This is a genomic window from Streptomyces sp. NPDC028711 (genome assembly GCF_055565415.1).
The window spans coordinates 23080-45854 of sequence record NZ_JBVHUJ010000005.1; the positions used below are offsets into that span (position 1 = coordinate 23080).

Annotated in this window: 18 protein-coding genes, 1 tRNA gene and 2 pseudogenes; 7 read left to right on the forward strand and 14 right to left on the reverse strand. The window is 73.2% G+C overall.

What is annotated here, in order from left to right:
* Positions 1-108: 108 nt before the first annotated feature.
* The 6 genes from ACZ4VK_RS18040 to ACZ4VK_RS18065 form a co-directional block, all read right to left on the reverse strand.
* Positions 109-1809 carry a S8 family serine peptidase gene (locus ACZ4VK_RS18040; RefSeq protein WP_468353659.1) on the reverse strand — a complete coding sequence of 567 codons (1701 nt, stop codon included), beginning with the start codon at positions 1807-1809 and terminating at the stop codon, positions 109-111.
* Positions 1810-2391: 582 nt separating this feature from the next.
* Complete coding sequence (locus tag ACZ4VK_RS18045) at positions 2392-3258, reverse strand: GNAT family N-acetyltransferase (protein WP_468353331.1); 867 nt, start codon at positions 3256-3258, stop codon at positions 2392-2394.
* Positions 3259-3452: 194 nt separating this feature from the next.
* Positions 3453-4352, reverse strand: a complete 900-nt coding sequence (locus ACZ4VK_RS18050) for a hypothetical protein (protein WP_468353332.1) — start codon at positions 4350-4352, stop codon at positions 3453-3455.
* Positions 4349-5356, reverse strand: a complete 1008-nt coding sequence (locus tag ACZ4VK_RS18055; RefSeq protein WP_468353333.1) for an SPFH domain-containing protein — start codon at positions 5354-5356, stop codon at positions 4349-4351. The genes ACZ4VK_RS18050 and ACZ4VK_RS18055 overlap by 4 nt, the downstream gene beginning before the upstream one ends.
* Positions 5357-5465: 109 nt before the next feature.
* Positions 5466-6668, reverse strand: a complete 1203-nt coding sequence (locus ACZ4VK_RS18060) for a DMT family transporter (RefSeq protein ID WP_468353334.1) — start codon at positions 6666-6668, stop codon at positions 5466-5468.
* Positions 6665-7528 (reverse strand): phosphatase PAP2 family protein, encoded by an 864-nt coding sequence (locus ACZ4VK_RS18065; RefSeq protein ID WP_468353660.1) that lies wholly within the window; start codon positions 7526-7528, stop codon positions 6665-6667. Before ACZ4VK_RS18065 ends, ACZ4VK_RS18060 begins: the two co-directional genes overlap by 4 nt.
* A gap of 208 nt (positions 7529-7736) precedes the next feature.
* Here ACZ4VK_RS18065 and ACZ4VK_RS18070 point away from each other — a divergent pair, with 208 nt between their 5' ends.
* On the forward strand, positions 7737-8339 hold the full coding sequence (locus ACZ4VK_RS18070; RefSeq protein ID WP_468353335.1) for a TetR/AcrR family transcriptional regulator: 603 nt from the start codon (positions 7737-7739) through the stop codon (positions 8337-8339).
* Positions 8340-8469: 130 nt separating this feature from the next.
* Positions 8470-8841 carry a DUF488 domain-containing protein gene (locus tag ACZ4VK_RS18075; RefSeq protein WP_468353336.1) on the forward strand — a complete coding sequence of 124 codons (372 nt, stop codon included), beginning with the start codon at positions 8470-8472 and terminating at the stop codon, positions 8839-8841.
* Between the two features lie 10 nt (positions 8842-8851).
* Here ACZ4VK_RS18075 and ACZ4VK_RS18080 read toward each other — a convergent pair whose 3' ends face one another.
* Positions 8852-9382, reverse strand: coding sequence for a DUF309 domain-containing protein (locus tag ACZ4VK_RS18080; RefSeq protein WP_468353337.1), 531 nt, complete (start codon positions 9380-9382; stop codon positions 8852-8854).
* Between the two features lie 161 nt (positions 9383-9543).
* Between ACZ4VK_RS18080 and ACZ4VK_RS18085 the strand changes: the two genes are divergently transcribed.
* Both ACZ4VK_RS18085 and ACZ4VK_RS18090 read left to right on the forward strand, forming a co-directional pair.
* Positions 9544-12282 carry an AAA family ATPase gene (locus ACZ4VK_RS18085; protein ID WP_468353338.1) on the forward strand — a complete coding sequence of 913 codons (2739 nt, stop codon included), beginning with the start codon at positions 9544-9546 and terminating at the stop codon, positions 12280-12282.
* A 53-nt stretch (positions 12283-12335) separates the two neighbouring features.
* Positions 12336-12409 (forward strand) — tRNA-Pro (locus tag ACZ4VK_RS18090).
* A 32-nt stretch (positions 12410-12441) separates the two neighbouring features.
* Here the strand turns inward: ACZ4VK_RS18090 and ACZ4VK_RS18095 are convergent.
* Positions 12442-12843, reverse strand: a complete 402-nt coding sequence (locus ACZ4VK_RS18095; RefSeq protein ID WP_468353339.1) for a tyrosine-type recombinase/integrase — start codon at positions 12841-12843, stop codon at positions 12442-12444.
* Positions 12844-12902: 59 nt separating this feature from the next.
* Between ACZ4VK_RS18095 and ACZ4VK_RS18100 the strand changes: the two are divergent.
* Positions 12903-13676, forward strand: a pseudogene (locus ACZ4VK_RS18100) (ferredoxin reductase domain-containing protein); the annotation flags it as partial.
* Between the two features lie 52 nt (positions 13677-13728).
* Here the strand turns inward: ACZ4VK_RS18100 and ACZ4VK_RS18105 are convergent.
* Both ACZ4VK_RS18105 and ACZ4VK_RS18110 read right to left on the reverse strand, forming a co-directional pair.
* Positions 13729-14352, reverse strand: coding sequence for a TetR/AcrR family transcriptional regulator (locus ACZ4VK_RS18105; RefSeq protein ID WP_468353340.1), 624 nt, complete (start codon positions 14350-14352; stop codon positions 13729-13731).
* A 152-nt stretch (positions 14353-14504) separates the two neighbouring features.
* Positions 14505-15113: a TetR/AcrR family transcriptional regulator gene (locus tag ACZ4VK_RS18110; RefSeq protein WP_468353341.1), complete on the reverse strand. Its 609-nt coding sequence runs from the start codon at positions 15111-15113 to the stop codon at positions 14505-14507.
* A 61-nt stretch (positions 15114-15174) separates the two neighbouring features.
* Here ACZ4VK_RS18110 and ACZ4VK_RS18115 point away from each other — a divergent pair, with 61 nt between their 5' ends.
* Complete coding sequence (locus ACZ4VK_RS18115) at positions 15175-16539, forward strand: flavin monoamine oxidase family protein (protein WP_468353342.1); 1365 nt, start codon at positions 15175-15177, stop codon at positions 16537-16539.
* A gap of 28 nt (positions 16540-16567) precedes the next feature.
* The gene (locus tag ACZ4VK_RS18120; protein ID WP_468353343.1) at positions 16568-18286 is read left to right on the forward strand and encodes an aldehyde dehydrogenase family protein; all 1719 of its coding nucleotides are present in this window, start codon (positions 16568-16570) and stop codon (positions 18284-18286) included.
* Between the two features lie 254 nt (positions 18287-18540).
* Here ACZ4VK_RS18120 and ACZ4VK_RS18125 read toward each other — a convergent pair.
* From ACZ4VK_RS18125 to ACZ4VK_RS18140, 4 genes and pseudogenes are all read right to left on the reverse strand, one after another.
* A pseudogene (locus ACZ4VK_RS18125) lies at positions 18541-18672 on the reverse strand (ATP-binding protein); the annotation flags it as partial.
* Between the two features lie 12 nt (positions 18673-18684).
* On the reverse strand, positions 18685-19056 hold the full coding sequence (locus ACZ4VK_RS18130) for a tyrosine-type recombinase/integrase (RefSeq protein ID WP_468353344.1): 372 nt from the start codon (positions 19054-19056) through the stop codon (positions 18685-18687).
* 404 nt (positions 19057-19460) lie between these two features.
* Positions 19461-20510: a LacI family DNA-binding transcriptional regulator gene (locus ACZ4VK_RS18135; RefSeq protein ID WP_468353345.1), complete on the reverse strand. Its 1050-nt coding sequence runs from the start codon at positions 20508-20510 to the stop codon at positions 19461-19463.
* A 94-nt stretch (positions 20511-20604) separates the two neighbouring features.
* Positions 20605-22758 carry a beta-galactosidase gene (locus tag ACZ4VK_RS18140; protein WP_468353346.1) on the reverse strand — a complete coding sequence of 718 codons (2154 nt, stop codon included), beginning with the start codon at positions 22756-22758 and terminating at the stop codon, positions 20605-20607.
* Positions 22759-22775 lie beyond the last annotated feature (17 nt).

Consider the following 22775-nt stretch of genomic DNA (forward strand, 5'->3'; position numbering starts at 1 on the left):
GCGGTGTGTCCGAACGCCAGGACGCGCCCGTGGTGTAGACCACGAGCGCGCCGCTGACCAGCAATGATGCTGTTGTGGGGGGTGTCTCAGGGGTGGAGCGGTGGTGCCTTAGAAGGTGAGGCTCCAGGAGTCGATGTAGCCGGTGTCACCCGAGGCCACATCGCGGACCTGAAGCTTCCAGGTGCCGTTGGCGACCTCGCTCGACGCGTCGACCGTGTACGTGGTCAGGACGTTGTCGGCGCTGTCCGAGGAGGAGGACGCCTTCAGGTTGCGCACCGTGCCGTCGGGGGCGATCAGGTCGATGACCAGGTCCCCGCGCCAGGTGTGCTTGATGTCCACGTCGACCTTGAGGGCGGCGGGGGCGTTGCCGGTGCGGCCGGTGACGGCGATCGAGGACGACACGGTGGTGTTGTCGGAGATCGTCACGTTCGTCGCGTTGGAGAAGACCGTGCCGGTCGGCGGCGTGGTGGTGCCGGTGACGGCGTCCACGGTCTTCGCGGTGTCCGCGATACCGGTGCCGCAGCCGCCGGAGCAGGTGCCGGGCAGCGGGCGGGCGTTGGTCTTGATCGCGGACTCGATCTCGGCCGGGGTGAGGGTGCTCTTGGCCGACTTGAGCAGCGCGGCGAGGCCGGCGATGTGCGGCGCCGCCATCGAGGTGCCCTGGTAGGGCTTGTAGTTCTCGACCGACTGGGTCGTCGAGCCCGAGTTCAGCGTGGAGTAGATGCCGTTCTCGGGGGTGGTGACGGTACCGGGGGTGTCGGTGGCGCGGCGGGTCTCGCCGCCGGGTGCGGCCACGTCCACGATGGTGCCGAAGTTGGAGTAGTACGACCGGTTGCCCTCACGGCTGGTCGACGCCACGTTGATGACGTTCGAGCAGTTCGCGGGGGTGAAGCCGGAGGCGTTGGCGTTGCTGTTGCCCGCGGCGACGACGACGGTGGTACCGCGCGAGACGGCGCCGTTGATCGCGGTCTGGTAGACGCTCGGGCAGGTGGCGCTGGCGCCGCCCAGGCTCAGGTTGATGACCCTGGCCGGGTTCGCGTTGGCCGGGACGCCCGGCACGGTGCCGCCGGAGGCCCAGGTGATGGCGTCGGCGATGTCGGCGGACGAGCCGCCGCACTTGCCGAGCACCCGCACGGGCTGGATCTTCGCGTTGTACGCGATGCCCGCGATGCCCTTGGTGTTGTTCGTGACGGCGCCGATGGTGCCGGCCACGTGGGTGCCGTGCCAGGAGGAGTTCGAGGCGCGCGAGCCGGTGCCGCACTCGCCGTCGGTGGCGTTCCAGTCGCCCTCGTCCTTGGCGTCCGCGTCGCGGCCGTTGCCGTCGCGGGCGTCGGCGGAGGTCGAGATGAAGTCGTAACCGGCGACGACGTTGGTCGCCAGGTCCGAGTGGGCGGCGTAGCCGGTGTCGATGACGGCGACCGTCACGCCGGAGCCGGTCGTCTTGTCCCAGGCTGCGGGAACGTTCATGCCGCCGGTGGGCTCGAAGAGGTCCCACTGCTTGGCGTAGTCGGTGTCGTTCGGCGTGACAGCCATCGCGTAGGCGCGGATGTCGGGCTCGACCGAGGCGACCGACGGGTCGGCGCGGAAGGCGTCCATGACCTCCGTGACGTCCTGCTTGCTGGCGCTGTCGCCCAGGTCGACCAGGGCGCCACCGCCGGCGAGGCGGCGCTCGAAGGAGAGCTTCTCGCCCGTCTTCGCGGCCTTCTCGGCCGTGTCGCTCTTCGCGGCGGTGTTGGAGCCCGCCTCGGCGGCCTGGCTCTTGTAGGTGACGATGACCTTCTCGACCGGGGCGCTGGGGAGCGCCCGCATCGTCTGCGAAGCCGGAGCCGGCTTCGGGGTGGCAGCGCCCGGGGCGGCGGCGAACGCCCCGGTGGTGGCAGCGGCGCCGAGGATCGCGGCGCTCGCGACCACGGATATGACTCTCCGCCTGGAACCGTTCAAGGTGTGGCCCTTTCGAGTACGACGTAACTGCGGAGCAGTGGCGGCGGCGCGGGACACACGGGGCGAAGTGGGGTCGCTGTCCGTCGGTCCCTGGGCTTGGGGAGCCCGTGCGCCGCCACCGGCGCGACGGCCCGGGTCAAGGCCGCCCCCGGCGGACACCACCCTCCTCATGCACCTGTCAGGGTGCGTTCGGGGGATGGTATCTGCCGGTGCGGAGGACAGTAGGGAACGGGAGGGTGAACCCGATACGGGGAAAACCCTTGTCACCCCTCAGGGCGCGGCGGGGGGTCGGCGAGGGGAGGGGACGCCGGTTGTCCTGCGGGGATGTCCTGACGGGGCGGCGAGGACCGCTGGGGCGTCGTCGGGTCGGGGCTGGGGCGAGGGGCTACGGGGTCGTCGTCGGTCCTCGCCGGGGCGAGGGTTCGGGATCGTCGGGCGCGGGTCGGGATCTCAGCCGAGTTCGAGCGTCGTGACGCCGTAGACGCGCTCGTGTGCCACCGGGCGGACCGGACCCGTGTACATCCTGGCCGTCTCGAACGTCGGCCGGAGACCCCGTTCCTCGGCCAGCCGCGCCGCCGCCGGGTTCGACTCCGGCATGTCGACCGCGATCCGGGCCGAGCCGAAGTCCCGCGCCTCGGCGGCGAGCGCGTCGAGCAGGGCGGCCGCGTCGGCCGGGGTGTCGGCGAACAGCGGTCCCACCCGGGCCTCGTCCTGGGCCGGGCGAACCACCCCATATCCGGTCACCCGTCCGTCGACGACCCGGACCAGCGCACGATGGCCGGGAGTCACCAGCCAGGCGGCGAGGAACCGGGGCCGGTCGGCGTGGTGGCAGGTGCTGTCGTACGCGGCGACGGCGGCCGGATCGACCCGCCAGGCGGCCACCACGCCGGCCACCGGGCCGTCGGTGGCCGGGACTTCGCCCACGTATCGCGCCGTGCGGTACGCCGTGGAGAAGCCCGAGCGCCGGTAGTTGTCCTGCTGTGCGGGCACCCCGTCGAGCCCGACGGACCGGCCGCCGGCGTGGGCGAGCGCGGCCTGCCAGGTGGCCACGCCGTGACCGTGGCCGCGAAGTTCCGGGCGTACGAGATAGAAGCCGAGGAAGGCGTACGCGTCGTCGTAGGTGACGACGGAGACGGCGGATACGGGCTCCCCGCCGATCCGCCCCAGGAAGAAGCCCCGGGGGTCCTGCGCGAAGAAGGCCCGGGCGTCGGAATGTCCTGGATTCCACCCTTCCTCCGCGGCCCAGGAACGCACGAGTTCCCACTCTGCCGCCGTGGCGCGGGAGATGGACAGCGAGCCGGAGGAGGCGGAGGCCACGGGGAATCCTTCAACAGCCGGGAGCGGGCGGGCGGGTGTCCGGGCGCACGGAAATCCAGACAAAGCGCGCCGAGCATAGCGCCGCCCGGGGCCGGGCCCGTTGACGGCCGATCGATTCCGGCCGCGGGGCAGCCGGTGGTTCGCCCCCTCCGCCCAGGCCGCCCGATGGCGCCCCGCGGCCGCGTCGGCGCCTCTCAGTGGACGAGGCGCAGGCGGGGGCCGGCGAGCGAGAGACGGACGGTCTGGCCCCATGTCAGTTCCAGAGCGTCCGATTCGACACCGTCGCCGAACGCCACGAGACGGTCCGACTCGACGGTGAGACGCAGCCCCTCGCCCGGGTCGAGGAGGCCCTCCACCCGGGTCGTGCCGGTCGTCGGCGACGGCCAGGCCTCGCGGACGAACCAGGCGAGCCGGGCATCGGCGGGTGCGGGCAGCGCGAGCGCGCTGGACCGCTGCTCCCACAGGGACCGCAGCCAGCCCGTGGCACCGGTGCCGGTGCCGACCAGCACTCCCGACGAGGCCTGGGGTTCGGGCGGCGCCTCCGTCGCGTCCAGGCCGAGCGTGTAGCGGGCCGTCTGGTGGCCGCGGGGGCCGACGTAGATCTCGTTCAGGGCGAGCAGCCGCTGGGAGTCGTCCGTGACGGCCTCGACCATCGTCAGCTCGTCGACCGTCGCCCCGGCACCCGCCGCGTACGGCAGCAGCCGGCGCGCCCGGTCCGCGCGGTGGCGGACCAGGACGCCGGCGTTGCGCCCGGGGTCGGCGTCGATCCCGATGACGGGCTGACCGGTGAGGTACTTCGCCGCGTTGGCGACCAGGCCGTCCTGCCCGACCACGACGACCACGTCCTCGGGACAGAACAGGAACCTGTCCAGATCGGCGCGCTCCACCCGGGTCTGCCGCCATGTCAGCGGCACCGCGCCCGCCACCTCGGCGAGCGCCCGGCGGGTGCGCTCGTGGCGCTCGCGCACGGCCTCGATCGAGCGGCCGCGCGCGGCGAGGAAGAACGCGGCCTGGCCGTGCGTGCCGTGCCGGGCGAGCAGCTCCTCGTACTCCGTGGTCCGGTGCACGAGCACCGCGCGCGGCGCGAGGCTCACGACCGTGCCCCACCCTCGCCCAGCTTGGCGAGCAGCCCGGTCACCACGTCGGGCGAGAGCGTCAGGTGCTCGATCCGGGGCAGGTTCTCGGCCGCCGTCGTCACCGCGAGAGCGTGCAGGGTGGCGGGATCGACCTCCGCGTGCGCCCGCAGCCAGCCGGACTGCGCTCCGGCGCGCGCCTCGCCGACCTCGCGCGCCGCCTCGGCCTCGGCGCGTGCGAGGCGGACCTTCCGTACGGCCTCGGCCTCGGCCCGTACCGCGTCGGCGGCGGCGTTCTCCTCGGCCTCGCGGCGCGCGTTGGTGCCGCGCTGCTCGACGAGCCGCTCCTCCTGCCGGGCCAGCTCGATCTTGCTGGCGAGCTCGTTCTCGGCGATGGCGCGTTCGCGTTCGACGGCGACGGCGCGGCGCTCGTACGTGGCCCGGTCGGCCTCCTGCTGGATCTGCTCGCGTGCGGGGGTGCGCAGGGCCCGCTCCACCTCGGGTTCGGGGCGGATCGCCACCACCCGGACCGCGACGACCTCGATGCCGGTGGCCGGCAGTCGGGGCTCGGCCCCGAGCCCGGCGGTGACCCGGTCCCGTACCGCCGCCACGCCGTCGACCAGCGCCTCGGCGAGCGAGGTGCGTGCGAGGACGTCGAGGGCGTGCTGCTGGGCCGTCTCGGTGAGGAGGGTGGCGATCTGCTCCAGCGGCGCGCCGCGCCACGCGCCCGTGTCGGGGTCGATGGAGAAGTCGAGCCGCGTGGCCGCGACCGCGGGGTCCCCGATCCGGTACGTGACGGTGGACTGGACGCTGACGTCCTGGAAGTCGACGGTACGGGCGTGGAAGGCCATCGCCAGTTCGCGGTCGTTCACCGGAACCTCGGAGAGGGCGGCGGTGAGCGGCCGGAACCAGAAACTCAGCCCCTCCCCGTCATGCACGAGTCGCCCGCGGCGCTGGTGGCGGATGTGCGCGGTGGGCGCGGAACGCAGATGACGCCAGCCGGCTCGCCGGGTGATGTCTGCCATGGTGGAGTACCCCCTTGTCGTCACATTGACGATAGGCGGTGAGGTGGGTTGTCGTCAAGGTGACGAATATTGGTGCTCGGCCGTCCCGGAGCTCCGGGCTCCGCCGCCCTCACCCCGCTACGGGCGCGTGTACCGCCTCGGCCTTAGGCCCGGCCGGACCGAAGAGGGGAAGGCCGGTGACGGCCTGTTCGGTGGCGGCGGCCGCGGACCGGCTGGGCGCGGCCGGCTCGACGCGAGCCGGGGTGAGGGCACCGGACTCGGCGACGACGCCGACACCGACCGTGCCCCTTGCCGCCCACTCCCCGACGGTGACCTCGCTGCGCGTCGGCGCCGCCCGCCTCTCCCCGGTCCCGACCTCACGCGCGCGCGTGCGGCCCGCCCGCCCGGCTTCCTGGGGCGGAGCCGGTTCGGGGGATCCCTTCGTCAGGAGGACCACGCCCCGGGCCGCGACCAGCGACGCGGCGGCGGCGACCAGCCAGCCCCACGCGCCCGCGCGGAACGTCTCGCCGAGCAGTGCCACCCCGATCACGGCCGCCGCCGCCGGGTTGGCGAGGTTGACCACGGCGAGGGGCGCGGCGAGGCCGCCCCGGTAGGCGGTCTGCGAGAGCAGGAGTCCGCCCGTCGCGAAGCCCGATATGAGGAGCGCGAGCAGTGTGGTCTGCCACCAGGCCGGCGTGCCGCCCGGCAGCTCGCGCGCGAACGCGGCCGTCAGCGTCTGGGTGAGCGCGGAGGCGACGCCCGAGGCGATACCGGAGGCCGTGGCGTGACCGAGTCCGCGAGCGGCCCGTTCTCCCGCCGCGTCCGGCCCCGCCCCCTGCGCGCCGCCGGGCGCGCGCCCGCGCAGCCGGCCGGAGGCGAGCGCGGAGATCAGGAGCACCGTCGCCGCGGCGACGACCAGGGACTCGCGCAGGCTGAGCGCCTCGCCGGGAGCCGCGGGACCGGTCACGGCGACCAGTCCGACGAGGCCGCCGAGGGTCAAGAGAGCCCCGCGCCACTCCGTACGGGTGACCCGGCGCCGTGCGTAGTACGCGCCCAGCGGCAGCGCCGCCACGAGCGTCAGCGCGCCGAGCGGCTGCACCAGGGTCAGCGGACCGTAGTGCAGGGCGGCCACGTGGGCGAGGGCTCCGGCGGCGTTCAGGCCGACCGCCGACCACCATTGCCCGCGGGCGAGCAGGGAGCGCAGCGCCCCGCGCCCGTCCTGGACGGGGGAGGCGGCGGCGAGCCGGGACTGGGAGACGGCGGCGAGCGCGTATCCGGCCGCGGAGAAGAGCGAGAGGAGCACCGCGATCACGGTGCCGGCGGCGGGGTTCATCGGAGGGCTCCGGCCGGGAGAGGGGTGGTCCCGAGCGTGCGGGGTGCGGGTGGGGGCGCCGTCCGGTGGCCCGGCGCGCGGACCGCGAGCAGGGCGAGGCCGAGGAGCGCGGCGGCGGCGAGCGCGTCGAACCAGTAGTGGTTGGCGGTGCCGACGATGACGAGCAGCGTGATCAGCGGATGGAGGAGCCACAGGACCCGTCGGCGGGACCGGGTGGCGGCGATCAGGCCGATCGCGACCATCAGGGCCCAGCCGAAGTGCAGTGACGGCATGGCCGCGAACTGGTTCGCCATGGAGTCCGCCTCCGGGGTGGCCCCGTACACGGAGGGCCCGTAGACCCGGGCCGTGTCGACGAGCCCGCTGGCGGCGAGCATGCGCGGCGGCGCGAGCGGCATCAGCAGGTGCAGGGCGAGCGCGGCGGCGGTGAGGAGCGCGAGCACACGGCGCGACCACACGTAGTGGGCGGGGCGACGCCAGTAGAGCCAGACGAGGAAGGCGAGCGTGGCCGGGAAGTGCACGGCCGCGTAGTAGGTGTTCGCCGCCCGGATGAGCGGTTCGCCGTGCAGGAGCAGCTGCTGGATCGTTCCCTCGCCGGGCAGGTGGACCGCGCGCTCGGCGTCCCAGACGAGGTCGGCGTTCCGGAAGGCGCGGGTCTCGTGGCCGTTGGCGAAGAGCCGGCCGAACTTGTAGACGAGGAAGAGCGCGGTCACGAGCGCGAGCTCGCGCAGGAGCGGCGGTCTGGCGGATTCGCCGGAGGGCTCGTCGCCCGCGCCCTCCTCCGGCGTGCCCCCGTTGCCCTCGACGCGTCCGGCGCTCCCGACATGCCCGACGCGCCCGGCGGGGCCGGGGGTAGGCGTCAGCCCCGGTCCTGCAGGACGAGGTCCTCGTATCCCGCGTATCCCGGCAGCCATCGCGCGGCCCTTCGCTCATCAGCAATCAGTCAAATCGGCAGAAACGGAGGAAGCCTAGATCCGATTTCATCGAGACGCAACCGTCTCGATACGTTTGCGTCTCGATTGTGCACCCCCTACTCTCGTATGTGCAGCCACAGGTGTCCGGGAGGGTTCGATGTCCACAGAGGCCGCGACCGCCGCAGCCCGCCGCAGCAAGATCACGCCGGAGCGCGAGACGGAGCTGTACGACGCCGTCCTCTGCCTCCTGCGCGAGGGCGGCTACGACTCGGTGACCATGGAGGGCGTCGCGGCCCGCACCAAGTGCGGCAAGGCCACCCTCTACCGCCAGTGGGGCACCAAACCGCAGCTCGTCACGGCGGCGCTGGCCCGGCGGCGCTGCACCGTGTTCACCGGCATCGACACCGGCACCCTCGCCGGGGACCTGCGCGAGGCGGCCCGTATCGCCGCCTCCCACCACGAACGCGACGCCGAGCTCATGGAGGCCGTCGCCCAGGCCTTCATCCAGCACCCCGACCTGCGCGCCGCGCTGCGCGAGACCGTCATCGCCCCCGAGGTCGCGGCGATCGACGCGGTGGTGGCGCGCGCGGTCGAGCGCGGTGAGATCGAGGCCGACAACCCGGCGATCGGATTCGTCGCCCCCTGCTTCCTGGGCATGCTCCGCATCGAGCGGCTCTTCGAGGATCGCTTCACGGACGCCTCGACGATGCGGACCTTCGTGGACGCGGTCCTCCTCCCGGCGCTGCACGCCAAGGTCTGAGCCCCGCGGGCCGCCCGCAGCCCGCCGCCGAACGACCCGGGACCACCCGCCGGACAGCCTGGCGCCAGGCAGCCCCCGCCAGGAGCAGCGTCGACAGGACACTTCCCGGCCCCTCCGGCACCCTGGAGCCATGCCCGCGAGCAGCCACGACGTCCGCGTCCGCCGGATCTACGAGACCCCGTCGCCCGACGACGGCATCCGGGTCCTCGTCGACCGGCTCTGGCCGCGCGGACTCGCCAGGACGGACGCCCACATCGACGAATGGCCCAAGGCCCTCACCCCGTCGACCGAACTCCGCCGCTGGTACCACGGGCCGGAGGGGGAGTACGAGGAGTTCTGCCGGCGGTACGAGGCCGAACTCGCCGCCCCCGAAGCCGCCGCGGCCCTCGACCGGCTCCGTGACCTCGCGGCCGGGAGCACGGTCACCCTCCTCACGGCCGCCAAGGACCCGGACGCCGGCCACACCTCGGTGCTGCGACGCGCACTGGGCTCCCAGACATGACCCTCCGCCCCTAGGGGACGTCCCGGCACAACCGGGGCGCCTCGCCGGCCGCGTCGACCGCTGTAGGGGCCACCTCCCCCGCACGTGCGGGATCCGTACGGTCGGCCAACTCCCGGGCCCACGCCACAAGGCCGCCCGTGTCGATGCCGTACGCGGCGCCGGCCGCCGGACTGCCGGGACCCGCCAGGCGGTCGGCGCCACGGCGCAACAGCCGCGCCCCGCCCGCCGCGTTGCCCCGGGCGGCGTGCGTCAGACCCACGGCGAGCTGCGCGAGACCCTGCCACAGCTCCCGTTCCGACTCGGGGCCGGACTTCCAGGCGTCCTCGAAGACCTCATGGGCGTGGAAGGGCATTCCGGCGTCGAGCAGCCGCTGCGCCTCACGCAGCGTCTCGGCGGGGCCGCGCACGACACCCTCGGGCTGCCGGGGCACCCCCTCCGCCCCGTACGGCAGCGGTCGGCCGAGACCGTCCCGTGGACGCGCGCTGCGGGCCCGTCCCTCGTCGTCACGGTCCCTGCCACCGTCATTCGCCGTCCGTTTCACCCGCCCATTGTCACCCCTTGGACGATCAGGGGCGCTAGGCTCAACGATCCAGTGAATCACTGGTCCGCGTGGGTCGCGCGGGTCACGTCAAGGCAGTTGCTCGTGTGGGGAGTGAGTCACCGGTGCCGTCGGAATCCGAACAGTCGCCACCCGTCAGGCCCTTGGAGACCCCCGAAGGGCCCGCGCGTGCCGCGGCCTCCGTCGCCACGCGCCACGACGGGCTGCTCGAACGCGGTCCGGAGCTCGCCGCCGCCGTCCACGCCGTCGACGAACTCGTCGCCTCGGCCGTGGCGGGCGGACCCGCGCACGGCGGCATCCTCGTCTACCGCGGAGAGCCCGGAATCGGCAAGACCGCGCTGCTCGCCGAGATACGCCGCACCGCTCAGGACCGGTGCACCGTCCTGACCGCCCGAGGCGGCGAGACCCTCACCTCGGTCCCCTTCCACCTGACCCGCCAGCTGCTCCAGCCCGCCCTGGACGGTTTCGGCGCCGAGGACGTCCGCCACCTCTTCGGCGACCACTACGACCTGCTCGCCCCCGCGCTCGGGCTCGCACCGCCGCCCTCGCCCTCGGCCGCGCCCGCCGACCCCCAGGGCGTACGGGACGGACTCGCCAGGCTCCTGAACCGCCTCGCGGAACGGCTGGGGGACCGGCCGCCGGTGCTGCTCGTGGACGACGCGCAATGGGCCGACGCCGAATCCCTCGCCTGGCTCGACACCTTCACCCGGATCCGCCCGGACCGTAGGCTGCCCGCCCTCGTCGTCCTCGCCCACCGCCCCCTGCCGTCCGAACCGGGCGGCCCCGGCGTACCCACCACCCTCGCCGAGCTCGGCGACCGCGCCGTCCTGACGCTCGGCCTCCACGCCCTGACGCCCGCCGCCACCGCCGCGCTGGCCCGTGACACGCTCGGCGGCAACGTCGACGAGCCGTTCTGCCACGAACTGTGGACCGTCACCTCCGGGAACCCGTACGAGACCGTCGAGCTGCTCGCCAAGGTCCGCGACCGGATGCTCGAACCCGTCGCCGGTTCGGCCGGACAGCTCCGCGACCTCGGCGCCGCCGCGCGCGGCGGAGGCCTCGTCTCCCGCCTGGAGGAGCTCGGCTCCGGTCCCACCCGCCTCGCCTGGGCCATCGCCGTCCTCGACTCGGACAGCACGCCGAAGCTCCTCGCCGAGCTCACGGGCATGCGCCCGGCCGAGGTGGCCGAGCACACCGACCGGCTCCGCCACGCCAGGATCGTGCAGACGAGGCCGGCGGTCACGGCCTCCGCCGCGGACCGTCTGGAGTTCTCGCACCCCCTCATCGCGACCGCCGTCTACGGATCGGTACCGACGGCCTTCCGGACCGCCCTGCACGGGCGCGCCGCCTGGGCGCTCACCGCGGCCGGACTCGGCCCCGCCGCCGTCTCACGGCACCTCCTCGAAGTGCACCCGGACGACGACGAGGACGTCGTCAGCCAGCTGCGGGCCGCCGCCGTCGAGCACCTCGCCGTCGGAGCGCCGGAGGCGGCCCGCCGGTGTCTGGCGCGCGCCCTCGCCGAACCGCCCCGGCCGGAGACGTACGCCAGGGTCCTCTACGAACTCGGCTGCGCGTCCCTGCTCACGGCACCCGCCGCCACCGTCCGGCATCTGCGCTCCGCGCTCGACCTGCCCGGTCTCGACGACGCCCTCCGCATCGACGCGACCCACCGGCTCGCCCAGGCCCTCGCCCACGACAACCAGCTCCAGGAGGCCGCGAGGACCGCGGGCGCCGCCGCGGCCCGGACACCGTCCGGTATCGGCCGCCGACGCCTCCAGGCCGCGCACTTCATGTTCGAGGGGTTCCAGGCCGAGGAGAAGGACGGCATCGGCCGCTCCCGCCGCCTCGCCGAGCTCACCGAGCACTTCACCTGCTCCGACAACTCCGAGCGGGCCCTCGTGGCCGTACGGGCCTTCGACGGGATGATGCGCGGCGAGCCCGCCGACGACGTCGTACGGCTCTGCGACCGCACCCTCGTCGACGGAGCACCCGCCCGAGGCCTCGGCTGGACCGACACCACCTGGGGCTTCGAGATCCCGGCGCTCACGGGCATCGCGTACGCGTTCTCCGACCGTCCCGACCGCGCCCAGGCCCTGTTCGGCGAAGCGGTCCGGGCCTTCGAGATCTCCGGCTGGAGCGGCGCCCACCTCGCCTTCGCCCACACCCTCCTCGGCCTGGTCCACCGGCGCCGCGGAAACCTGCCCCGGGGGCAGCACCACCTGGAGGAGGGGCTCAGGCTCGCGGACCGGGTCGGCACCGGGCTCCCCGTCCACTGGGACACGGCCTGCCTCCTCATCGACACCCTGGTCGCCCGGGGCCGTACGGCCGAGGCGCGGAGCGTCGCCGAGCAGTACGCCTTCGGGCCGCCGTGGCCGGGCGCCATCGTCCTGCCCGACGGCCCCAGCGTCCTCGGCCGGCTGCTGCTCGCCGAGGGCAGGCGCGAGGAAGCGGTGGCCACCCTCGAAGCGGCGGCCGAGTCGCTGGCCGGGCGCGGCCGGCACCACGGCCTCTGGGCGCCCTGGCCCTTCGAACTGGCCCGCGCCCTCGCCGGCACCGACCCGGACCGGGCGGCCCGCATCGCCACCGAGGCCTACGCCCACGCCGAACGCCTCGGCACCCCGACCGTCCTGGGCGAAGCGCTCCGCTGCCTGGCCCTCTTCGCCGAGCCCGACGAGTCCCGGCGCCTCCTCACCCAGGCCGTCGCACACCTGGCCGCCTCCCCCTCCCGCTACGAGGAGGCCCGCGCCCGCCAGGACCTCGCCCACGCGACGGGCTCCGCCGCGGCCCTCGCCGAGGCGACGTCCCTGGCCGCCACCTGCGGCGCGGACACCACCACCCCGGACCCGGTGACAGCCCGTGCGTCATCCCACCCTCCGGAGTGAGGTAATGTTTTCCCTGCACGCCGACGCGGGAGAAACCCCGCGAAGACGCGCAACGGGACGTGGCGCAGCTTGGTAGCGCACTTGACTGGGGGTCAAGGGGTCGCAGGTTCAAATCCTGTCGTCCCGACTGTGCGGAAACGCAGGTCGGAGGCCGTTCTCTCATCCATGAGAGGGCGGCCTTTCGTGCGTTCGGGGGCGTGGTGGTCGCAGTGTGGTCGCACGCCCGGGCTGGGATTGATTGGCTGCAGCGCTGGAGGCGGGCGGTGCGGGGGAGTGGAGCCGGCCGACGACCTCGCGGAGGCGGTGGAGGTGGTCGCGCGGTGGGCGCAGCCACGCGGGCCGGTCCGTACGGTCGGCCTTCTGCTGGGCGCCGCTGAGGACGTGGTCGATGGTGTCGACGGCCTGGTGCGCGGCTTGTTGGGTGAGGTGGCTGTAGAGGTTCGCGGTGGTCGACAGGGTGGAGTGCCGCAGCGTCTTGGAGACCACGGTGAGCGGGACGCCCGCGGTGATGGTGATCGTGGCGGCGAGATGTCGCAGGTCATGGACCGTGACCCGGGACACCGGCTTCCTCGGACAGTCGGTGGAGTCGGTCGAGCACCAGGTGCGGTCCGAGCGGGCGGCCCTTCCGGGAGCGGGTGACCTCACAGGGCCGCAGCCTCCTGGACCTCCTTGAGGAGCACCGCGCCTGCGAACTGCCCTTCGAGCTCTTCCTGGAGCTGCTGCCGGTCCTGCGGCCCCGTCACTACTCCATCTCGTCCTCCGCCGAGGCGTCCCCGGGCAAGGTGGACCTGATGGTGTCGCTGCTCGCCGCGCCCCACCGCTCCGGTGAGGGCACCTTCCGCGGCATCGCCTCGCACTACGTCCAGCGCGTGAACGCCGGGGACACCGTCCAGGCCCGGGTGCTGCCGTGCAGCGAGTCGTTCCGCCTCCCCGATGACCCCGCCGTGCCGGTGATCCTGGTCAGCGCGGGCACCGGCCTCGCGCCCTTCCGCGGCGCGGTCCTCGACCGGCACCACGCCGGGACCACCGGCACCCTGCTCTGCTACTTCGGCTGCGACCACCCCGACGTCGACTACCTCCACCGCGAGGAGTTCGAAGCCGCCGAGGCCGCCGGCGCCGTCAGCATGCGCCCGACCTTCATGCACGCGCCCGTCGACGGTGCCCGCTTCGTGCAGGAGCGCATCGCCCGGGAAGCCGACGAGGTCTGGGCCGTGCTGGAAGCCGGCGGCAGGGTCTACGTCTGCGGCGACGGGCGCCGGATGGCGCCCGCGGTGCGCGAGGCGTTCATGGCCGTCTACCGCGAGCGGACCGGCGCCGACGAGGGACAGGCGGCCGGCTGGCTCATCAGCCTCGTCGAGTCCGGCCACTACGTCGAGGACGTCTGGGCCGGCTGACCCGGCGCCTCGGACACGGCCTGGGGCCACGGGCCACGAGCGCCCGTGGCCGTCAGCCGGTGGGGACGTCCGCGAGGTCGAGCCTGCCGCCGGCCAGGGCAACGGTCGCGGCGACCAGGGCCCGCAGGCCCGTGTTCTCCATGGGCTCCTCCGGGACGTAGAGGCGCTGCATCGTCAGGCCGTCGAAGCCGGAGAGGAAGAACCGGGCGACCAGGTCCGCGGGCCGGGCGAGGGTGTATCCGGTGCGGGACGCGGTCTCGGTCAGGATACGTTCGGTCACCTCGTTGACCTGCCGGAAGTGCGCCCTGCGCGCCTCGGCCAGGCCGGGGGTGCGCAGAGCGAGCATGGACAGCTCCATGAGCAGCTGGTAGTCACTCGTCTCCTCCTCGACCGTGCGCCAAAGAGCGCCGGCCAGGACCGCGATCGTCTTCTCGAAGCCCGCGTCCTGCGGAACCGCACGCTCGACCCGCCCGACCAGGTCGCCGGTGAGCTGCTCCAGAACCGCCCGGTACAGGTCCTCCTTCGAACCGAAGGTGTAGTGGACCGTCATCTGGGACACGCCCAGCTCCGCAGCGATGGCACGCGTGCTGCCGGCGGCTACCCCTTCCCGCGTCATGAGGGCGATGGCCGCATTGATCAGCTGGGGCCGGCGCTCGGCCGCGGAAACATGAGCCACACAGACGACTATATCGACTCAGTCGTTCGACCAAGTCGGCCTCCGGTCCCAGGGGGCCGCCCGCCCTCGCCGGAGTGTCCCGAGCCCGCTGTGCTCCCCGCCTGCGAGGGATGAGCCCGCTCCAGGGCGTCCCTTGGCGGGGGTGTGACAGGTCACGCCGAAGGCGGGGCGCTGTCGGTCACCACTCCGCCGATGAGATCGCGGACGAGGGCGGCCGCCTGGGCGCGGGCCTGCTCCGGCTCGTCGGTCTCCGTGATCGCGATCGACAGCTCGGTGAGCGCGCCGTAGAAGGCCCGGGCCACCAGGTGGGCCGGGTGGGGCCGCAGGCGGCCGGCGTCGAGAGCAGCGTTCACGACGTCCAGGACCAGGCCGCCGAGATGGAGCTGGTCCAGCTCGCGCCACCGCTGCCAGCCCAGGGCGACGGGCCCCTGCTGGAGCACGATGTGCCGGTAGGCGTTATCAGCGCAGACATCGAGGAACGCGTCTACCCCCCGGTAGGCGCGCTCGCGCGGATCGGCCACGGGAGCGATCGCCGCTTGGATGCGCTCGGTGGCCTGCCGTTCCAGGTCTTCGAAGACGGCCTCGAAGAGCCCGGGCTTGCCGTCGAAGTGGTGGTACAGCGCACCCCGCGTCAGCCCGGCGGTGCGCACCAGCTCCTCCGCGGAGACGCTCGCGTACTCCCGCTCGGTGAAGAGCCGCAGCCCCGTGTCCAGCAGGGTACGGCGCGTGTTCTCGGCGTATTTCTCGCGCAGGGTTTCCATACGCCATGGATATCACATACGTTGTGTATGTCAGATGCACTATGCATGAATGGTGGGCGTGATGGAGAAGTCAGTGGACGTCGTGATCGTCGGAGCCGGGGTGGCGGGCCTGGTGGCCGCACGCGACCTCGTACGGAGCGGAGCGGACGTACTGGTCCTGGAGGCCCGCGACCGCGTCGGCGGCCGGCTCCTCAACGGCGAGCTGCCCGGCGGCGCCCCCATCGAGGTGGGCGGGCAGTGGGTGGGCCCCACCCAGCACCACGCCATGGAGCTGGTCAGGGAACTGGGCCTGCGGACCTACCCCACGTACGGCGACGGCGAGCACATCTGGGAGTTCGGCGCCACGCGCTGCCAGTACACCGGCCGGATCCCCAAGCTGAACCCGCTGGTCCTCGCCGACATCGGACAGGCCCAGTACCGCCTGGACCGGGTCGCCCGCCGGGTCGCCGCGACCGACCCGTGGCGGGCGCCCGGGGCCGAGGAGCTGGACCGGCAGACGTTCGACACCTGGCTGCGCAGGACCGCGCGCACCGCCGGCGGCCGGGACTTCTTCCGGCTGATCACCGAGGCGGTCTTCTCCATCGAGCCCGAGGACATGTCCGCGCTCTGGGCCGCCTTCTACGTCGGCGCCGCGGGCGGCCTCGACCCGCTGATCAACGTCGCCGGCGGGGCCCAGCAGGACCGCGTCGTCGGCGGGATGCAGCGCATCGCCCTCGAACTGGCCGAGGAGCTCGGCGACCGGGTCGTCCTGGAAGCGCCCGTCACCGACATCGACTGGCAGCCCGCGGCGGCCTCCGGTGTCCGCGTCACCACCCGCAGCGGGCTCACCGTCCGCGCCAGGCGGGCCGTCATCGCCGTCCCCCCGCCGCTCGCCGCCCGCATCCGCTACACCCCGGGCCTGCCCGGGGACCGCGACCAGCTCGTCCAGCGGATGCCCATGGGCCGGGTCATCAAGGTCAACGTCGCCTACGAGGAGCCCTTCTGGCGCCACGCCGGCCTCAGCGGCCAGGCCAACAGCACCCACCGCCCCTTCGGCACCGTCCTCGACAACACCCCTCACGACGGCTCGTGCGGCGTCCTCGTCGGCTTCCTCGAAGGCCGTCACGCCGACACCGGCTCACGCATGGACCCCGACGAGCGCCGCGCGCAGGTGATCAACGACCTCGTCGGCTACTTCGGGCCCCAGGCCCGCAACCCCCTCGCCTACATCGAACGCGACTGGGCGGAGGAGGAGTACAGCCGCGGCTGTTACGGAGCCTTCACCGTGCCCGGCACCCTCACCCGCTTCGGCCCCGCCCTGCGCCGCCCCGTCGGCCCCCTGCACTGGGCCGGCACCGAGACCGCCACCCGCTGGGCCGGCTACATCGACGGAGCCGCCGAATCCGGCCACCGCGTCGCCGACGAGATCCTCCCCAAGCTCTCCTGACCCCCGACACGTGAGCGAGGCCCCCACCATGACCACCGCGCCTACCACCCTCTCCGACCTCGACGCCCTCGTCCTACGACTCGCCACCGGCGAGCGAGCCTGGGCCGACACCTCCCTCGCCGAACGGCGCGAGCTGCTCCGCGACGTGGCAGCGGCCACCGCGGCCGTGGCGGACCAGTGGGTCCGCACCGCGGCCGGGATCAAGCAGCTGAACCCCGCCTCGCCGCTCGTCGGAGAGGAGTGGATGAGCGGACCGTACGCGCTGCTCACCTACCTCCAGGCCCTCCAGGAGACCCTGCGACGCCTGGACGCGGGAGGTGACATTCTCGCCGGCACCCGCATCACCCGGGCCCCGGGCGGCCGGCTCGCCGTCCAGGTCCTCCCGTACGACACCTACGACAAGCTGCTCATGAACGGCTTCCACGCCGAGGTCTGGACGACCCCCGGCACCACCGAGGAACAGCTGCGCGCCACGGCCGGCCTCACCCAGCGCACCCCGCGACGAACCAGGGGTGTGGCCCTGGTCTTGGGCGCCGGCAACATCTTCTCCATCCCGCCCCTGGACGTGCTGTACCAGCTGTACGCCGAGAACCGCACCGCCGTCCTCAAGCTCAACCCCACCACCGACCCCCTCGCCGACGTCTACCGCGCAGCCTTCAAGCCGCTCATCGACCGGGGCCTGGTCGAGATCGTCACAGGCGGACCCGAGGTCGGAGGAGCGCTGGCGGAGCACCCCGGTATCACGGCCGTCCACATGACCGGCAGCGAAGCCACCCACGACGCCGTGGTCTGGGGCACCGGCGAGACGGCGACAGCCGCCAAAGCCGCCGGCACACCGAAACTGTCCAAGCCCATGACCAGCGAACTCGGCGGCGTAGCCCCGATCATCGTCCTCCCCGGAGCGTGGTCCGACGCGGACCTGCGCTACCAGGCCGAACACGTCGCCACCATGCGCCTGCACAACAGCGGCTGCAACTGCATCGCCGGCCAGATCCTCATCCTCAGCTCCGACTGGCCCCAGAAGAACGCCTTCCTCACCGCCCTGCGCAGGGCCCTCGCCATCGCACCGGCCCGTCCGGCCTGGTACCCCGGCTGCGAAGCCCGCGTCCAATCCGCCCGCGAGCTGCACCCCGGCCACGCGGAGAAGCCCGGCGGCACCCCGGAACGCACCCTCCTCACCGGCCTGGACCTCACCGACGCCGACGAGTCCGCCTTCACGACCGAGTACTTCGGACCGGTCCTCGGCGTCTCCGAACTCCCTGGCACCGGCTCACGGTTCCTGGGCGCCGCCGTCACCGCCGCCAACGACCGCCTCCACGGAACCCTCGGCGCCAACCTCATCGCCCACCCCGACACCGTCAAAGCCCTCGGCCACCGCCTCCGCGCCGCGATCGCCGACCTGCGCTACGGAACCATCGGGGTCAACGCCTGGACCGGCGTCGGCTACGCCACACCCCGCGCCACCTGGGGCGCCTACCCCGGCCACACCCTCGACGACGTCCAGAGCGGCATCGGCATCGTCCACAACGCCCTCCTCCTGGACCACACCGAACGCACCGTCGTCACCGGCCCCTTCCGCCCCGCACCACGCTCCGTCCTCAACGGCGACGCGTCCATCTCCCCCAAGCCCCCGTGGTTCGTCACCAACACCACCGCCGCCCGCACCGGCCGCCTCCTCACCGAGTTCGCCGCCCACCCCCGATGGCAGGACCTCCCCGCCCTCTTCGCCTCTGCCCTCCGCGGCTGATCCCCACCTCGTCGGCGACGGGTATGCGCCACGCCCCAGTGCGCATACCCCCTGCCACCTCCGCAAGGGAGCAGAACCAGACGTGAAGCTGTCCGCTTCCGGAGAGTCACTTCCTCCTCGGGTGACCTGGATAGGACCCGGCGGCCCGAAGCAGGACAGCGTTCTTGAACAGAGCCGGCCGCACGGTGGCGAGGCTGGTTCCTTCGCGGTCGGCGATGGCCTGCAGCGACAGGTGGTCCTCGTCGTACCAGGTGCGCCAAGGTCTTGTTCGATGTCAGGATGATCGATCCCTTCTCGTAGCGCTTGGAGATGACCTGGAACACCAGGTTGGCCTCAGCGCGTTCGAGGGGCTGGTAGCCGACTTCGTCGACGACGAGAACTCCGGGGGTCGGTGCCGGTCAGACGGCGGCGACTGCCGGGAGTGGCAGCGAACGAGGTGCACGGAGCACCATGAGGTGCGCGGAGAGCGCGGCGCCGGCCGCGGTGATCTGGTCTGCGTCGGGGTGTAGGTAGCGCTGGGTGGTCGTCAGCGAGCCGTGCCCGGCGATCTTGCGCAGGACGTGCAGGGGGACCCCGGCGTCTGCGAGCCACGTGAGCCCGGTGTGGCGCAGGTCGTGTCGTCGAAGGTGTTCGAAGCCGAGCTCGGTCACGACGTCGTCCCGGTGCGTGGCGTCACGCAGGACGGCGGTGGAGATGCGTCCGCCGCGAGGACCGAAGAAGACCCGGGCGTCCGGGCTGTCACCGGCCGCCAGCAGGCGCTGGGCGACCATCGGGCGGACTTCTTTCGATGAGAGGCACCTTGCGGGCGCGCTTTCCCTTGGTGGCCTTGTCTACGAGCCCGCCACGGGCGGGGGTGGTCTGCCGGTGGACGGTACAGATCCAGTTGTCGGTGTCGATGTCCCGGACGCGGACCCCGGAGCGTCGTCGAACTGTCGGGCCAGGTGAGAGGCGGCCCTCGACGCCATCGAGGTCTGGTGGATCGGCTCGCCGACGTCGGCGAAGGGGCGGCCGAGGTGGCGGCAGCGGCTGTGGGAACGGCCTCGGCGTTCGTCTCGGGAGGCGCGGAACGGCTGGGTGGAAGGCCACAGACCTACCGCTCGACGACGGTCCACTCCTTCGCCACCCGCTGATACGTGCCCTCCGGGGACGGGACGCTGCTCCCGTCCCCGGAGGCTCAGTCCTGCGGCGGCGGAGCCGTGCTCTCGCGGACCACGAGGTGGGTGGCGATCTCCAGGCCGAGCTGAGGGATTTTCTCGCCCCGGCCGAGGGTCAAGGCCAACTCCGTCGCCGCCGCGGCCATTTCGGTCAGTGGCTGGTGCACGGTCGTCAGGGGCGGGTCCACCCAGGCCGTGACCGGGACGTCGTCGTAGCCGACCACGCTCAGGTCCTCCGGGATGCGTAGACCGGCCTCGCGCGCCGCCTGGTAGACGCCGAACGCCTGCATGTCGTTCGCGGTGAAGATCGCGGTCGGCCGGTCGGGGCGGCCCAGCAGCGCGCGCGCCGCGGCGTGCCCGTCCTCCCGGGTGAGCTGCACACGGACGATCAGCTCCGGGTCCACCGGTAGCCCGGCCGTCTCCAGCGCCGAGCGGTAACCGGCCATCCGAGCCAGGCAGAACGCGTGATCGGGGCCGCTGATCATGGCGATGCGCCGGTGGCCGAGGCCGATCAGGTGGCGTGCCGCGGACTGTCCGCCCCTGAAGTGCGTGGCGGCGACGTACGGGACACCGTCGGGGACGTCGTCGATCGGGTCGAAGACGACGTAGGGGATGCTGTTCGCCGCGAGCCGGTCGCGCTCCGCCTCGGAGAGCCAGGACACCGACAGGACGCACTGTGGGCGCCGCCCCGCGGTCTCGTCCATCGCGGCCTTCGAGTCGTGCAGGCCGAACTTGGAGACCATCACGCCGATCCGGTTCCTGCTGGCCACCTCTTCCACGCCGCGCAGGATCTCCACGCCCCACATGCTCTCCAGCTCGCGGAAGACCAGCTCCACGATCTTCTGGCGGCGGCTTCCCGGAGGCTTGCGGTACCCGTACTTGTTGATCAGTTTCTCGACCCGGGCCCGGGTCTCGTCGGACACCCCCGAGCGGCCGTTGAGCACCTTGGACACGGTGGGGACCGAGACGCCGGCCGACTCCGCGATGTACGCGATGGTCACCGACGGGAGCCCGCCCCCCGACGTGGCCTCCTTGCTGTCCTTCGCCGCATCCTCGCTCTTGTCCGCCACGGCTGCCTTTCCTCGTTCATGGGACGGGCCTGTCGCCCGCCCCTGTGCGCGCTCGCCCGTACGGCGCCATTCTGGCATCGGAGCCCGAGCGGGCTCACGCGCTCCCGGGCCGCTCGCCCGAGGGGGCGTCCGGTTCGGCGGCGAGGACGCGGACGTCCCACGCCCGGAGCTCCACGGCGGTGCCGGCCGGGAGCACGCCGCCGTCGAGGGCGTCGGTCAGCCGCACGGGTGCCGGGACGGTCGCGGGCTCCCAGCTCCAGTTGTGGACCACGTGGACGCGGCGGCCGTCGGGGGAGGTGCCGGTCGAGACCGTGACCGACCCGGGCAGATCCCGCCAGCCGCTGCGCGGGGTGGGTGCGAGCCACGTGGCGAGCGCGCGGGCCAGATCGCGGCCTGGCACCGTGCCGACGCAGGTGACGCGGCCCGCACCGTGGCGGCGGGTGGTGACGGCCGGCCAGCGCCCGAAGTGCGGATGGTCGTACGTGGCCAGGACGTCGGCGTCCTCGACGGCCAGCCCCTCGACCCAGCGGGTGGCCACCGCGTCGGTGCCCAGCGCGAGGGGGCTGCCGGGTGCGGTGCGCAGCGGCAGGTCGGCGTGCAGATTGCTGAACTCGTCGTAGCGCACGCCCGCGGCCTCGACGAGCCGCCCGGGCGTCACCTCGTGGCGGGCCCGCGCCTCGTGGTCGCCGTAGCCGGTACGCGGACCGAGCACGAGATGGCCGCCGGCTTCGGCGTACGCGGCGAGCCAGTCGAGCATCCCGTCGTCCGCCACGTACAGGCCCGGCGCGATGAGGACGGGGTGCCGTACGGCGGCCGACTCCGGTGCGAGGCCCGGGCGTTCACCGTCCCGATCGTGCAGCTGGCGGGCGTGCAGGATCCGCACCTGCCGTCCCGCCTCGAACGCGCCCCGGTAGAACGGTTCGAAGATCCCCTCGTACGCATACGCGTCCGGGCCGCCGTCGGCTCCGGCCAGCGGCGGGTGCCCGCGCATCAGCCACTTGCTCGGCGCGGAGTACACCAGGGCGATGTCGGCGTCCGGGGTGATGCCGGCCACGAGGTCGCCGGCCCGCTCGAACTCGGCCCCCAGACGGGCGAGTTCGCGGTAGGCGCGCCCCGGTCGTCCGCTGTGCGGGAGGATCCCGCCCCAGTAGGTCTCGGCGCCGAAGTGCAGCGTGTGCCAGTGCCAGTACTCGATCATGCGGGCCCCGCGCGCGACCAGTGCCCAGGCGGCCTGCCGCCACTGCCCGTCGAAGGCGGGCCGGTTGTCGGACGATCCGCCGATGGCTTGGGCGTTGGTCTCGGTGATCAGGAACGGCTCCTGGCGCGAGGAGTAGATCCGGTCGGCGCCGTGGTGCAGGGCCCACGCCCCGTACGCCATCCACTGCCGCGGCAGCTTCTCGCGCGGCGGCTCGGGCATCGTGAGACTGTCCTGCATGTCGTAGTACGGGTTGCCCGCGGTGACGTCCAGGGCGTCGGTCATCGCGTCGTCCTCAAGACCCGGGGAACCGTAGGCGAGGCAGGTGGTGACGAACTGCTCCGGCCGGGCGTACGCGCGCACGATGCCGGCCTGCCAGGCGATGAACTCGGTGGTCTGTCGCGCCTGGAACGCCTGCCAGGCCAGGTCGTACTGCGGCTGCGCGTTGCCTTCGGGCTTCCACAGGTCGGCCCAGGTGGACAGCCGATGCGACCAGTACACCAGGCCCCACTCGCGGTTGAGGGTCTCCACGTCGCCGTACCGCCGGCGCAGATCGTCCACGAACCGCTGGAACACGCCGTGGTTGTGCGGCAGCCGCAGGCCCGGTTCGTTGTCGACCTGGAAGCCGATGACCGCGGGGTGCGAGGCGTAGCGGGCGGCGATCGCGCGGATGACCCGCTCGGCGTGGAAGCGGAACGCCGGATGCGTGATGTCGACTTCCTGGCGGGCACCCCACCCGGCAGGCTTCCCGGAGGCGTCCTCGGCGGCGATCTCCGGATACTGCCGGGCCAGCCACGGCGGCACCGCGTAGGTGGGAGTTCCGAGGACGACGGAGATGCCGCGCTCGTGGGCGCCGTCGAGGACGGGCCGCAGCCAGTCGAGCTCGAACCGGCCGTTCTCGGGCTCCCAGGTGGACCACACCGACTCGCCGACCCGGATGACGGTGAACTTCGCCTGAGCCATCAGATCGAGGTCGGTCTTCAGCCGCTCGTACGGCTGGTACTCGTGGTAGTAGGCGGCGCCGAACAGGACGCGCGGGGGCAGTGTGGTCATGGAAGTCCTCGTCATGG

What these genes read in the sequence shown, in the direction of transcription:
- ACZ4VK_RS18040 (WP_468353659.1), bottom strand. Translation starts at nt 1,809, where the DNA reads ATGCGGGCGCTCCCCAGCGCCCCGGTCGAGAAGGTCATCGTCACCTAC.
- ACZ4VK_RS18055 (WP_468353333.1), bottom strand. Translation starts at nt 5,356, where the DNA reads ATGGCAGACATCACCCGGCGAGCCGGCTGGCGTCATCTGCGTTCCGCG.
- ACZ4VK_RS18060 (WP_468353334.1), bottom strand. Translation starts at nt 6,668, where the DNA reads ATGAACCCCGCCGCCGGCACCGTGATCGCGGTGCTCCTCTCGCTCTTC.
- ACZ4VK_RS18070 (WP_468353335.1), top strand. Translation starts at nt 7,737, where the DNA reads ATGTCCACAGAGGCCGCGACCGCCGCAGCCCGCCGCAGCAAGATCACG.
- ACZ4VK_RS18075 (WP_468353336.1), top strand. Translation starts at nt 8,470, where the DNA reads ATGCCCGCGAGCAGCCACGACGTCCGCGTCCGCCGGATCTACGAGACC.
- ACZ4VK_RS18110 (WP_468353341.1), bottom strand. Translation starts at nt 15,113, where the DNA reads ATGGAAACCCTGCGCGAGAAATACGCCGAGAACACGCGCCGTACCCTG.
- ACZ4VK_RS18115 (WP_468353342.1), top strand. Translation starts at nt 15,175, where the DNA reads ATGGAGAAGTCAGTGGACGTCGTGATCGTCGGAGCCGGGGTGGCGGGC.
- ACZ4VK_RS18120 (WP_468353343.1), top strand. Translation starts at nt 16,568, where the DNA reads ATGACCACCGCGCCTACCACCCTCTCCGACCTCGACGCCCTCGTCCTA.
- ACZ4VK_RS18130 (WP_468353344.1), bottom strand. Translation starts at nt 19,056, where the DNA reads ATGGTCGCCCAGCGCCTGCTGGCGGCCGGTGACAGCCCGGACGCCCGG.
- ACZ4VK_RS18140 (WP_468353346.1), bottom strand. Translation starts at nt 22,758, where the DNA reads ATGACCACACTGCCCCCGCGCGTCCTGTTCGGCGCCGCCTACTACCAC.